Below are 11,936 nucleotides of genomic sequence, written 5' to 3'. Positions count from 1 at the left end.
TACGCTTGTAGGACTAAACACTTAGGCTAATTACTCGAAGTGCTGTGGCTCAGTACTGTGGTGTTTAAGTACTGTGGTGTTTAAGTACTGTGGCTAACCGCTTGGGCGAATCGCCGTTAAGCAGGCCTCGGGCAGCGGCAGATCCACGGCGATCGGCAGGTGATCAGAGAACAGATGGTCCAACACGCGCACTTCAGCGACCTCTAGCGACTGCGACAACAGAATATGGTCCAGCGCGCGGCGCGGTTGCCAGGAGGGGTAGCTCAGCAGTGGCTTAACCGGGTGCAGCGGCAGCGAGGCGCTAAAACGCTCGTGGGCGTGCAGCTGATCGGGGGTACAGTTGAGATCCCCCATGACCACTACGTGACGCAGTGGCTGGATAATCTCGCTTAAATAGTTGAGCTGGCGCACACGCCCTCGGTGGCTGAGCGCTAAGTGGGCCACAAAGATATGCAGCGCATCGGGGCCCTCGCCAAAGCGGGCGTGAATCGCCCCGCGACCCGGCATTGCGCCGGGCAAACGGTGCTCTTCGATTTGACTGGGCACCAAGCGCGACAGCAGCCCGTTACTGTGCTGCGCGATGCGCCCCAGGTTACGGTTTAGCTGCTGAAAATGATGAGGAAATCCCGCCTTGGTAGCGAGATATTCGACTTGATTGACGCGACTGGAACGAAAGCTGCCGCCATCAACCTCTTGCAGCCCGACTATATCGAACTTGCTCAGCACGTCGCCCATGATATCCAGGCGCTGCTGGCGACGAGGATGGGGCAGCAGGTGCTGCCAACTACGGGTGAAATAGTGATGATACGCAGACGTCTGGATGCCCACCTGCAGGTTAAACGTCAGCAGGCGCAGATGGCCATCCGCTTGCAGCGATGAGTGAGCATTACCCATCGCGGCCTCATCGCCACCCCTTACCTCACGCAACACGATTATTCTTCGCGCTCAGCACGCACCTGTTCAACCAGCGCATCAGCGACCTGGGGCATATTATCCAGGCTGCCGGCGGAGCTCGGCGTAACCAGGTAGCGACCATCAATCACCAGCGCAGGCACTCCCATCAACTTCATCTCACGCATGCGGCTGTTAGCGTTATTGACTTCGCTGCGCACGCTAAAAGCGGTGAGCGCTTGCCTGGCTTCTTCTTCGTTTACGCCATAGTCAGCAAAAAAGTCAGCAATATCATCGGTTTCTGTCAGCGAACGGTCTTCCTGATGAATCGCATTGAAGAAATCAGCGTGCAGCTCGTCTTCAATACCCAACGATTGGGCGGCGTAGAAAGCGGTCGCGTGGGTATTCCAATCGCCGCCCATGGTGGCAGGCATTTTGACAACGCTTACGTCGTCTTCCAGCGTCTCGTACCACTCGTTAACCGGTGTTTGCAGCCGGTAACAGTGCGGGCAGCCAAACCAAAACACTTCGGTGACTTCAATTTGCCCATCGTCGACCTGGGTCTCTACCGGCGACTCAAGCAGTTCGTAGTCCTGGCCTTCTACCACTTCCTGAGCACTGACTACCGCGGAAAGCCCCAAACCGGCCAGAGCAACGATTAACGTTTTGAACATCGGGCGCGTCTTGGACATCGGGCGCATTTTAAGCATAGCTTTAATAGACATCGTATAAGTTTCTCCGTGGGTAAGCGCAAACTAAGACCTAGGATACGGTAGCGGGTTCCCTCAGCGAGCGCACATCGCCAGATCGGCTCCCTAAGAGCTAGTTCAAGCCTAATACATAGTTAGCCACGGCTTGCATATCGTTATCGCTCATTTTGGAAGCGATATCGCCCATGATGTTGTTGGGGCTGTTGTTACGCTCGCCAGCCGCAAAGTCCTGGAGCGTTGAAACCGTGTACTCAACATGCTGACCGGAAAGGGCCGGATAAACGGCGCTACCAATACCGACCCCTGTGGGCGTGTGGCACGCGGAACACGCAGGTATACCCTTGGACATATCGCCAGCGCGGTACAGCTCTTCACCACGGGCGAGTAGTTCCGCGTTTTCATCGTTGGCTTGCCCTAAGTTAGCGTCTTGCTGAGCAAAGTACGCCGCCACGTCCCAGGCGTCTTGGTCCGAAAAGTCGTCTACCTGCCCTGCCATTTGGGCAACCATGCGATTGCCATCGCGGATATCCATAATCTGCTTGGCCAAATAGGACATTTGCTGCCCTGCCAGATTGGGAAATGTCGGCACGGCACTGATGCCTTGCTGCCCATGACAGGCGGCGCAGGTTTGGGCCATTTCCTGACCTGCGGATGCGTCAGCATCGGCTTGGTAATCCGTTTGTGCGTGGGCGGTGCCAACGGCGCCCATGGTAATTGCTAGGCTTGCCAGTAACTTTCTCATTGCTATTCCACTATGCCGTTTTATGTTTGACTGGTATGCACTCTGGGCGCTTCCCAGGCTCCACAAATTACCAGGGTCAGCTCCGCCAAAACGAACAACGTGTCGCGTTGGTCGCTGCCGGCTAGAGGGCGATGATGGTATACTAGCGCCCCAGGTCGCAGATATGAACCGCTTGCATTATAACGAATCACCCCAGCGGCGGGAATGCAAGTCCTGGTCTGCTTTAGGGGTAATTCGTCGCAGTACTGCTCATAGTGCCCTCGCATGCTTCACTACCACGCCCGCAAGCTACGTAGGGTTAGGTGATAATAAGCTGTTAAGCTGCTGATCAGACCGCTTTTATGTTCGTTTTCCAGGATTAATTCCATGTCTACCCTCCATGATAGCCCAGTCCCTCGGCTGAACTACCCGACGGCCCAATTTCTTATCAGCGCCCCGACCCTGGCGCTATGCCCGGACGATACCGGTGCCGAGGTGGCCTTTGCCGGGCGTTCAAATGCAGGCAAATCAAGCGCTATCAACGCGTTAACCCAGCAAAACGCCTTGGCGCGCACCTCGCGCACTCCAGGCCGTACCCAGCTTATCAACTTTTTTAGCATCATGAACGACGAGTCGCGGCGATTGGTCGACCTACCGGGCTACGGCTACGCCAAGGTACCCGAGTCGGTCAAGCTAGAGTGGCAAAAACACCTGGCCGAGTATCTTCGCAACCGGTTTAGTCTGCGCGGTTTAGTACTGCTAATGGACGTGCGCCACCCGCTCACCGAATTTGATCAGATGATGCTCGATTACGCCGACCAGCGCGAAATGCCGGTGCATATTCTGCTCACCAAAGCCGACAAGCTGAAAAAAGGGCCTGCCAGCGCTGCGTTGCAAAAAGTACGTTCGAGCTTGAAAGAGTGGGAAGATCTGGTCTCCGTTCAGCTGTTCTCTTCTCTCAAGCGCGACGGCGTCGATACGCTGTCACAGAAACTCAATCAGTGGCTGTATACACCGCCGGAATCGCCGGAGTAACGTTTCTCAAACGTCGCTTGCCTAACAACTTGTTTAACCACTTCATTGAGGCTATCCGTCATCTAATGTGGATTTAAGATTGGTTGGCTATTTTGTATCTCACGGTTCAGATCGCAACCACTAAGCCAGCTATCTGTTGTGGGAGGCCGCTTCAGCGTGGTCCGACACTTCGGTGGTCCGACACTTCGGCGAAGGGTGCCGCAGGCACCCCCTTAGTTTCATCATGCTAGTAGCCCAAACATTCGCGAGCTGAAGCTCCCTCCCACAGGAGCTACCCTCATGCTGGCAGAGTTAATTCCACACTGAGTGACGAAAAGCATTCATTTAACGACGTTGCTAACGACGGTTTTCTAACCACTGCAGCACGCTAGGCAGCTCCTTAATATGCGCGATGCGGTGCACGCGCGGTGGAAGCGCTTGATCCTCCATCGCGGAAATCCACACCGCGTGCATGCCCAACTGTTGCGCGGGCAGCACATCTTCCTGCCAAGAGTCACCCACGTGCATAGCGCATTCGGGGGCCACGTTTAAACGCGAGAGCGCGGTAAGAAAAGGCGTTGGGTCTGGCTTGGGCGCCAGTAACTCGCCAGCGGCGATCGCCACCGGAAAGTAGGCTGCCAGCGGCTGACGTTGAAGGTGAATATTACCGTTGGTGATCGCCGCCAGCTGGTAGCGCTCCGCCAGAGCGGTCAGCAAGCCAGCCGCTTCTGGGTGCGGAGTAACCTGCACGCGTAGGCGGTGAAACTCATTCATCGCCGCGGCTGCCCACATCAACGCCGCACTGCGGGGCAGGCCCTGAGTTTCCAACTGGGCCTCCAGGGCGCGCAAACGCAGCCAGGTGAAGTCACCGCGCCGTTCGGGCACCTGTTTGGCCAGCTGTTGGCGCCGCTGCAGATAATCGTACCCGCCATCATCGTGGGTTAATTTAAGGATTGGTTCCTGGCGCGTGTCATGCCACGCTGCAAGCGCTTCCAATAGCCAGCGGTAATGCCCCTCCTCGGTACGCGCCATCACCCCATGGTTGTCCCACAGCGTATCATCGAGATCGAAGGTAATCGCCTTCAGTGTCGTCATGGCTTGCTCCTGGGGCTATTTGCGCGGTCGTTGGGGCCTCGCTTGGCCCGGGGGTGGGCGGCATCGTAGCTGGTGGCGAGGTGCTGCCAGTCAAGCCGGGTATAGATTTGCGTGGTCGACAAATTGGCGTGACCCAACAGCTCCTGCACCGCACGCAGATCCTGGCTCGATTCCAGCAAGTGGCTGGCAAAGGAGTGGCGCAAGCGGTGCGGGTGCAGGTGCTCGGGCAGGCCACGCGCCAGCGACAGCTGTGCTAAGCGTTTTTGAATGGCACGGTGGCCCAACCGGGTGCCACGCTGTCCTACAAATAGCGCAGCCTCATCCATGGGTGCAAGCGCTGAGCGGCAACCCAGCCATTCGGCCAACGCCTGCTGAGCGCGGCGCCCAACCGGCACCTGACGGGGTTTGCCGCCTTTACCGATCACTCGGACCCGACTGTTTTGCAAATCGCCCAGATCAAGCGCCGCCAACTCGGCTAAACGCAGCCCGCTGGAATAAAACAGCTCAAGAATGGCTTGATCGCGCACGCCCAGCGGCGAGCCGTCGTGAGGGGTATCGAGAAAGCGTGCCAGGGCATCGACATCCACCGGGCGGGGCAGGTGGCTGGGCTGTTTAGGCGTGCGCAGCAGGCCCACCGGATTATCGGCCAGCACGCCCTGCTTGACCAAGTAATCGGCGAAGCGGGAAAGCGCCGCTCGGCGCCGGGCAAGGCTTCTAGGCGCCAGGCCACGGCTACGCTCGGCGCCCAAAAACGCCCGCAGCAGCCCGGTATCCAACGCCGCTGGATCGGTCACCTCGCGACGCTGGGTAAAAGCGCAAAGCGCCGCCAGATCATGCCGGTAGGCCTCAACGGTGGCCGGGCTTGCGTGGCTCGCCAGCGCGCTCAAAAAGGCCGCAACACGCTGGGCCAGGGCTGACTCTACCACCAAGGATTCAGCCATGATCGCCCAGGCGCACCAGCAAGCGTGCGACGATATCGCCCAGGTACTCAGTGAACAGCGTGTCCATACTGGCCCGGTAAGCATCGGGGCTGGGGCTGGCCAGCAGCAAGTAGCCCAGCGGATCACCGGCGGACAGGCGCGAAATCGCGCAGGAACCCGCCTTGCGAGGCGCTTTGGCGTGGGGCAGCAAGCACTTCCAGTCGCTGACGCTAAGCTTAACGCAGCGGCTGGTGCGGCCATCCAGCAGCGCCGACAGCCGAGTGCTAGCGTATTGATTCAGTACATGACGCGGCGGCTGCGGCGGCGCTGGCTCATCATCGCTTAACGACGCAGGGCACCACAGCGCCATGGCGGGGGTCTCAAAGCGTTCGCTAAGCTGGGCGGCCAACGCCTGCGCCAGCGCATCGCGGTCCGGCGCTTCGACCAGGGCAATCAGCGTTTCGCGCAGCCGCCGGTACTGGGACTCGTTATGGCGGGCGGTTTCCAGCAGGTGTTCCAGGCGGCCTTCGGCGGTTTCCGCGCGCTTGCGCAGGTCAAAGACCAGCCGCTCTAGCAGCGACACCGCGCCGTCGATATGCGGGTGCGGCACCTGCAGCTGCTGGAGCAGTCCCTCGCGGCCGACGAAAAAATCGGGATGACGCGCCAGCCAGAACGCCACTTGATCAGGGTCGAGCGTTTTGCGGGGTTCGGGGGCTTCTGACATCGCCGTTCTCCTCAAGTTAATTCAGTGCTACGCGGCCATCAAAGACGCGTGTAGCGGGGCCCACCATGGTCAGCGCCCCTTCGGGGTCGGGCCATTCGATACTCAGCTCGCCACCGGATAAGTGGACTTTTACCGGGCTTTTTAGCAGCCCCTGACGAATGCCGCTGGCCACCGCCGCGCAGGCGCCGGTACCGCAGGCCAGTGTTTCGCCGCTGCCGCGCTCGTAAACGCGCAAGCGAATTTCACTCGGCGAGAGTACCTGCATAAAGCCTACGTTAACACGCTTGGGAAAGCGGGGATGTGCTTCTACCAACGGCCCCAGCCGTTCAACCGGCGCACTCTCCACGCTATCGACCTGCAGCACCGCGTGGGGATTGCCCATCGAAACCACGGCGATATTCAGCGTTTCGTCGCCCACTTCCAGCGGGTGTAGCGGTTGGTCGCCAGGGGCGTCAAAGGGTATCGCCACGGGGCTAAACCGCGGGCGGCCCATATCCACGCGCACCAAGCCGTCGTGCTGCACGCTGAGCATCAGCGGGCCGCCGGCGGTTTCCACATGGATTTCATGCTTGTGGGTCAGCCGCTGATCACGCACGAAGCGGGCGAAACAGCGCGCCCCGTTGCCACAGTTCTCTACTTCGCCGCCGTCGGCATTATAAATACGGTAGCGAAAGTCCATCTCCGGATCACGCGGCGGCTCGACCACTAGCAGCTGGTCAAAGCCAATGCCAAATCGCCGATCAGCCAGCGCGCGAATTTGCGCTGCGTCCAGCCGCGCACGCTGAGTAACCAGATCGACCATGACAAAGTCATTGCCCAGGCCGTGCATTTTGGTGAAGTGCAACAGCATCAGTGCCTCCCTTCGGGCAGCAGTGCTTCACCCGCCCATAGGTTGGCAACGGTTTCCCGCGCACGTACCACGTGGCAGCTGTCGCCATCGACCATGAGTTCGGCGGCGCGGGGGCGGCTATTGTAGTTCGACGCCATGACAAAACCGTAGGCGCCTGCCGAACGCACCGCCAGCAGGTCGCCTTCGGCAATCGCCAGCTCGCGCTCTTTGCCCAGGAAATCACCGGTTTCGCACACCGGGCCGACGACATCGTAAAGGGCGCTTGCGCGCATTTCGCGGGTATCCACCGGCACAATCGCCTGCCAGGCTTGGTACAGCGCCGGGCGAATCAAATCGTTCATGGCCGCATCGACAATGGCGAAGTTTTTGCTCTCGCCTGGCTTCAAAAACTCCACCCGGGTCAGCATGACCCCGGCATTGGCAGCGATAGAACGGCCTGGTTCAAACAGCAGGGTAAGCGCTTCGCCGCCTTCCCAGCGTGACAGGCGCGACAGCAGCTGGCTGGCGTAATCGAACGGCTGGGGTGGTTTTTCATCGCGGTAAGGCACGCCCAAGCCGCCGCCGAGATCGAGGTGGTCGATTTCGATCCCCCGCTCACGCAGGCGTTCCATGAGCATTAGCAAACGATCAAGCGCATCCAGGAAGGGCGCCGTTTCAGTGAGCTGTGAACCAATGTGGCAATCGAGCCCCTTGACCCGCAGGTTAGGCAGGCTCGCCGCCAACTCATACACCGCCAACGCTTCATCGACCGGAATACCGAACTTGTTGTCTTTCAGGCCAGTGGAGATATACGGGTGGGTGCCCGCGTCTACATCCGGGTTCACGCGCAGCGAGACCGGGGCGATTTTACCCTGCTCGCCGGCGACGCGATTCAAGCGCTCAAGCTCGGGGCGCGATTCAACGTTAAAACACTTAATGCCCACGTCCAGCGCGCGGGCCATTTCGTGGGCCTGCTTGGCAACACCGGAAAACACCACCTTGGCCGGGTCGCCACCGGCCTTGAGCACGCGCTCAAGCTCACCGATGGAGACAATATCGAACCCCGCGCCAAGCTTGGCCAACAGGCCCAGCACCGCCAGGTTGGAGTTGGCCTTGACGGCATAGCAAATCAGGTGCGGGTGGCTGCCCAGCGCTTCTGTGTAGGCACGAAAATGGCGCTCAAACGTCGCCTTGGAGTAAACGTAGCAAGGCGTACCGTGCTCGTCGGCAATCCGTGACAGCGGTACATCTTCGGCGTACAGCACGCCATCGCGGTAGTTAAAATAGTCCATGTTGCTCTCCCCTTCTCCTGCTCCAGCCCTGCACCAGCGCCGGTCTATTCAGCCAACTGGTTAGACTGCTCGGTGGCGGCTTCATCGTCGGGCATATACAGCGGCCCTTTTTGCCCACAGCCCGCCACCGCGGTTAACAGCAGCGCCAAAAGGGCCATGGTTGCCAGCGTTTTCATGCGCCCGCCTTGAACGCGCTCAAGGCCTCGCGTGCCCGCTGGGCAGCCGCTCGCACCTGGTTGGGTGCTGTGCCACCAATATGATTGCGGGCAGCCACCGAGCCTTCCAGGGTTAACACCTCGAACACATCCTGCTCAATCGTGACGGAGAACTGCTTAAGCTCATCCAGGCGCATTTCGGAGAGATCTTTTTCTGTTTTAAGGCCGTAAGCCACGGACTGGCCGACGATTTCGTGGGCATCCCGGAAGGCCACCCCTTTGCGCACCAGGTAGTCGGCCAGGTCCGTTGCGGTGGAAAACCCACGCCGCGCCGCTTCGTACATGCTGGCTTTTTTGGGTTCAATGGCGGGCACCATATCGGCGAAGGCTTTTAGGCAGTCGCGCACGGTATCCACGGCGTCGAAAAGCGGCTCTTTGTCTTCCTGGTTGTCTTTATTGTAGGCCAGTGGCTGGGACTTCATCAGCGTCAGCAGGCTCATTAAGTGACCGTACACGCGGCCGGTTTTGCCGCGCACCAGTTCAGGCACGTCGGGGTTTTTCTTCTGCGGCATGATCGAGGAGCCGGTGCAGAAGCGGTCGGGCAGGTCGATAAAATCGAACTGCGCGCTGGTCCACAGCACCAGTTCTTCGCTCATGCGCGACAGGTGCATCAATAGGATGCTGGCAAAGCTGGTGAATTCAATCGCAAAGTCGCGATCCGACACCGCGTCCAGGGAGTTCTCCGTCGGGCGGTCAAAGCCCAACAGCTCTGCGGTGACGTGGCGGTCAATGGGATAAGTAGTGCCGGCCAGCGCGGCGGCGCCCAGCGGCAAAACATTCACCCGCTTGCGGCAGTCCAGCAGGCGTTCGTGATCGCGCGCAAGCATCTCCTGCCAGGCCAGGATATGGTGGCCAAAAGTGACCGGCTGAGCGGTTTGCAGGTGGGTAAAGCCGGGCATAATGGTCTCGGCTTCGCGGTCAGCCAGCTCAATCATGCCTTCGCGCAGGCGCTTGAGCTCCACTTCGATAACGTCGATTTCATCGCGTAAAAACAGGCGGATATCGGTGGCAACCTGGTCGTTGCGAGAGCGCCCGGTGTGGAGCTTTTTGCCGGTAATGCCGATCTTTTCGGTTAGCCGCGCCTCAATGTTCATGTGCACGTCTTCCAGCGGCACCGACCAGTTAAATTCGCCCCGCTCGATCTCGCCCTGAATCTCTTTCAGGCCGTTAATAATACTGTCGCGCTCGTCATCGGTCAGCACGCCGACCCGGGCCAGCATGGTGGCGTGGGCAATGGAGCCCTGAATGTCCTGGGGGGCCAGGCGCTGATCGAAATTAACAGACGCGGTGAAACGGGCGACAAAGGCGTCGGTGGGCTCGCTAAAGCGACCGCCCCAAGACTGATTCGTAGCTTGGCTCATCGAAGGTATATCCTGCTGACAATACAAAGGAGTCGTTGGTCGAAAGTGTACCAGAATCGCCCCGGTCAGCGGCACGCCGTTTTTATTTCAGCGCCCCGCCATCGCTATGCAAGGGAGGTTATAAACGCCGGCGGTTTGCGCAAAAACGCGCGGAGGTCGTTGAGGGGCCTAGGACGAGCAAAGTAGTAGCCCTGAAAATAGTCACAGCCGTGCTGTTGAAGGTAGTTAAACTGCTCGACCTCTTCCACGCCTTCGACCAGCACTTCCAGCTCCATTTTGCCTGCCATGGCAACCACACCATCGATAATCGCCGCATCGTGGCGGTCGTTGATGACATCACGCACGAAGGAGCGGTCGATTTTGATGCAGCTAATGGGTAAGCGTTTTAGATAGCTCAGACTAGAAAAGCCGGTGCCAAAATCATCCAGGGCAATCAGCACGCCCAAGTGGCGTAATCCTTGCAGCACTTGCATGGCTTGCTCGGCACTCTCCATGAGCACGCCTTCGGTAATCTCCAGCTCGAGAAGCGCTGGCGCCAAGCCCGTATCGGCCAGCACCTGCTGAATCGAGGCCAAAAACCCCGGCCGCTGGAAATGCATGGGGGAGATATTAACCGCCATGGTAATCGGGCCAACGCCCATGGCGTTAAGCTCCTGGGCATCGCGACAGGCCCTGGCCAGCACCCACTCGCTGATCGGCATGATCTGACCGGTATCTTCTGCAAGGCCAATAAACTCAGACGGCGGAATATTCCCGCGCTCTGGGTGCTGCCAGCGGATCAGCGCTTCAACCCCCACTACGCGACCACTGGGCGCGTGGATTTGCGGCTGGTAATGCAGCTCAAACTGCTGCTGCTCAATGGCTTGCTGTAGCGCGCTGCGCAAGCTGACGCGTTCGCTCACTTTGCGATTCAAGTCGTCGGTATACCAGTGGTAGGTATTGCGCCCGCGTCGCTTGGCCTTGTACATCGCCAAATCGGCTTGTTGGATGAGATGACGCGGGTCTTCTATGCTGCCGTCGTTGATCGCGATGCCGATACTGGCCGTAATGCGCAGCTCGCTACCGCGATACCAGTAAGGGGGCGAAAGCCCCTGGAGAACCCGCTCGACTACTTGTATCACATCATCCTGGTGGGCCAGATCCGGCAGCAGGACAATGAACTCATCACTGCCAAACCGGGCTACCGTATCCCAGGGGCGCAGTTCATTTTCCAGCCGTTTGGCAACCTCGACCAAAATAAAGTCGCCCACCTCATGGCCAAGCGTATCGTTGATCGGTTTGAAATCGTCCAGATCAATAAACAGCACCCCAAGATAGCGCTGGTAACGGCGCGCCAGCACGCACCCCTGTTGCAAACGCTCGGCGAGCATCAGGCGATTGGGTAACCCTGTCAGGGCATCGTGGTGGGCGTTGTAGGTGAGCTGTGCTTGGTATTCGCGCTGCTCAGAAATATCGTTTTGCACGCCAATAAAGTGGGTCACTTGCCCGGTTTCATCACGCACCGGCGAGATGTGCAGGTCGTTCCAAAACACCGCCCCGCTACGTCGATAGTTACGTATCACTACGTGCACTTCACGCTGTTCGGCAATCGCACACCGTAGCTGCTTAATGGCTTCAGGATCGGTCTCGTCACCCTGCAGAAAGCGGCAGTTGCGCCCCAGAATTTGGCTGCGTGGGTAACCGGTAATACGCTCAAAAGCCGCATTGGCGTAAACAATCGGCAGGTCGTGGCCCAGAGCATCCGCAATGATAATCCCGTTGGTACTCGACTCAACGCTACGCTCCAACAGCTTCAGCTGGTGCTCATTCGCTTTGCGCCGGGTAATCACCCGAGCGATCACATAAATGACGTTATCGCCCAACGACGGCGTGACCTCTAACCAATGCCGCTTACCCGCCGACGAGATAGCGCGCACCTCAAAGGGCGCCACCTTGGCATGATGACGCATCTGCTCAAGCGCTTCGTCAATGACGGGATGATCCTGTGGCTCAATCACCATCCCAAACGCATGCCCGATCAACGTTTCGGACGAATACCCCAGCAGCGTCTCGAAGGCTGGATTGACTTGCAGCAACGTGCCTTTAAAGTCGATACAACAGAACAGGTCCCGAGAAAGCAGGAAAAACTGGTCTAGCTGGCATTGAGAGGCAACCGGGAGCATGA

12 protein-coding genes are annotated in these 11,936 nt (G+C 58.9%); 1 reads left to right on the top strand and 11 read right to left on the bottom strand.

The annotated features are described in order from the left end of the window. Positions 1–93: 93 nt before the first annotated feature. The 3 genes from HVA01_RS11250 to HVA01_RS11240 form a co-directional block, all read right to left on the bottom strand. Entirely contained in the window at positions 94–894 is an 801-nt protein-coding gene (locus tag HVA01_RS11250) for an endonuclease/exonuclease/phosphatase family protein (RefSeq protein WP_146875528.1), read from the bottom strand. Positions 895–932: 38 nt separating this feature from the next. Further along, complete coding sequence (locus tag HVA01_RS11245) at positions 933–1,565, bottom strand: thiol:disulfide interchange protein DsbA/DsbL (RefSeq protein WP_146875527.1); 633 nt, start codon at positions 1,563–1,565, stop codon at positions 933–935. Positions 1,566–1,713: 148 nt separating this feature from the next. Beyond that, complete coding sequence (locus HVA01_RS11240) at positions 1,714–2,343, bottom strand: c-type cytochrome (RefSeq protein WP_146875508.1); 630 nt, start codon at positions 2,341–2,343, stop codon at positions 1,714–1,716. 366 nt (positions 2,344–2,709) lie between these two features. Here HVA01_RS11240 and yihA point away from each other — a divergent pair, with 366 nt between their 5' ends. Continuing rightward, on the top strand, positions 2,710–3,357 hold the full coding sequence (gene yihA, locus HVA01_RS11235) for a ribosome biogenesis GTP-binding protein YihA/YsxC (RefSeq protein WP_146875507.1): 648 nt from the start codon (positions 2,710–2,712) through the stop codon (positions 3,355–3,357). A gap of 336 nt (positions 3,358–3,693) precedes the next feature. On the opposite strand, the gene HVA01_RS11230 is transcribed toward yihA, so the two are convergent. From HVA01_RS11230 to HVA01_RS11195, 8 genes are all read right to left on the bottom strand, one after another. After that, complete coding sequence (locus HVA01_RS11230; RefSeq protein ID WP_146875506.1) at positions 3,694–4,431, bottom strand: HAD family hydrolase; 738 nt, start codon at positions 4,429–4,431, stop codon at positions 3,694–3,696. Further along, on the bottom strand, positions 4,428–5,372 hold the full coding sequence (locus tag HVA01_RS11225) for a tyrosine recombinase XerC (protein WP_146875505.1): 945 nt from the start codon (positions 5,370–5,372) through the stop codon (positions 4,428–4,430). The genes HVA01_RS11230 and HVA01_RS11225 overlap by 4 nt, the downstream gene beginning before the upstream one ends. Next, positions 5,365–6,075 carry a DUF484 family protein gene (locus tag HVA01_RS11220; protein ID WP_146875504.1) on the bottom strand — a complete coding sequence of 237 codons (711 nt, stop codon included), beginning with the start codon at positions 6,073–6,075 and terminating at the stop codon, positions 5,365–5,367. The genes HVA01_RS11225 and HVA01_RS11220 overlap by 8 nt, the downstream gene beginning before the upstream one ends. Before the next feature lie 16 nt (positions 6,076–6,091). Further along, on the bottom strand, positions 6,092–6,925 hold the full coding sequence (gene dapF, locus HVA01_RS11215; protein WP_146875503.1) for a diaminopimelate epimerase: 834 nt from the start codon (positions 6,923–6,925) through the stop codon (positions 6,092–6,094). Beyond that, positions 6,925–8,196: a diaminopimelate decarboxylase gene (lysA, locus tag HVA01_RS11210; RefSeq protein ID WP_146875502.1), complete on the bottom strand. Its 1,272-nt coding sequence runs from the start codon at positions 8,194–8,196 to the stop codon at positions 6,925–6,927. The genes dapF and lysA overlap by 1 nt, the downstream gene beginning before the upstream one ends. A 44-nt stretch (positions 8,197–8,240) precedes the next feature. Further along, the gene (lptM, locus tag HVA01_RS11205) at positions 8,241–8,372 is read right to left on the bottom strand and encodes an LPS translocon maturation chaperone LptM (protein ID WP_146875501.1); all 132 of its coding nucleotides are present in this window, start codon (positions 8,370–8,372) and stop codon (positions 8,241–8,243) included. Then, a complete protein-coding gene (argH, locus tag HVA01_RS11200; protein WP_146875500.1) occupies positions 8,369–9,772 on the bottom strand; it encodes an argininosuccinate lyase in 1,404 nt (467 codons plus the stop codon). Before argH ends, lptM begins: the two co-directional genes overlap by 4 nt. Before the next feature lie 104 nt (positions 9,773–9,876). Next, positions 9,877–11,934 (bottom strand): putative bifunctional diguanylate cyclase/phosphodiesterase, encoded by a 2,058-nt coding sequence (locus tag HVA01_RS11195; RefSeq protein WP_146875499.1) that lies wholly within the window; start codon positions 11,932–11,934, stop codon positions 9,877–9,879. Between the last annotated feature and the right edge of the window lie 2 nt (positions 11,935–11,936).

Origin of the sequence: Halovibrio variabilis (assembly GCF_007991175.1) — a bacterium.
Taxonomy (GTDB): Bacteria; Pseudomonadota; Gammaproteobacteria; order Pseudomonadales; family Halomonadaceae; genus Vreelandella; species Vreelandella variabilis.
The sequence above is the reverse complement of the archived record's forward strand: the minus strand, read 5'-3'. Positions and strand labels throughout refer to the sequence as shown.

What these genes read in the sequence shown, in the direction of transcription:
- argH (WP_146875500.1), bottom strand. Translation starts at nt 9,772, where the DNA reads ATGAGCCAAGCTACGAATCAGTCTTGGGGCGGTCGCTTTAGCGAGCCC.
- HVA01_RS11245 (WP_146875527.1), bottom strand. Translation starts at nt 1,565, where the DNA reads ATGTTCAAAACGTTAATCGTTGCTCTGGCCGGTTTGGGGCTTTCCGCG.
- HVA01_RS11240 (WP_146875508.1), bottom strand. Translation starts at nt 2,343, where the DNA reads ATGAGAAAGTTACTGGCAAGCCTAGCAATTACCATGGGCGCCGTTGGC.
- lptM (WP_146875501.1), bottom strand. Translation starts at nt 8,372, where the DNA reads ATGAAAACGCTGGCAACCATGGCCCTTTTGGCGCTGCTGTTAACCGCG.
- lysA (WP_146875502.1), bottom strand. Translation starts at nt 8,196, where the DNA reads ATGGACTATTTTAACTACCGCGATGGCGTGCTGTACGCCGAAGATGTA.
- yihA (WP_146875507.1), top strand. Translation starts at nt 2,710, where the DNA reads ATGTCTACCCTCCATGATAGCCCAGTCCCTCGGCTGAACTACCCGACG.
- HVA01_RS11230 (WP_146875506.1), bottom strand. Translation starts at nt 4,431, where the DNA reads ATGACGACACTGAAGGCGATTACCTTCGATCTCGATGATACGCTGTGG.
- HVA01_RS11220 (WP_146875504.1), bottom strand. Translation starts at nt 6,075, where the DNA reads ATGTCAGAAGCCCCCGAACCCCGCAAAACGCTCGACCCTGATCAAGTG.
- HVA01_RS11195 (WP_146875499.1), bottom strand. Translation starts at nt 11,934, where the DNA reads ATGCTCCCGGTTGCCTCTCAATGCCAGCTAGACCAGTTTTTCCTGCTT.
- HVA01_RS11250 (WP_146875528.1), bottom strand. Translation starts at nt 894, where the DNA reads ATGGGTAATGCTCACTCATCGCTGCAAGCGGATGGCCATCTGCGCCTG.
- HVA01_RS11225 (WP_146875505.1), bottom strand. Translation starts at nt 5,372, where the DNA reads ATGGCTGAATCCTTGGTGGTAGAGTCAGCCCTGGCCCAGCGTGTTGCG.
- dapF (WP_146875503.1), bottom strand. Translation starts at nt 6,925, where the DNA reads ATGCTGTTGCACTTCACCAAAATGCACGGCCTGGGCAATGACTTTGTC.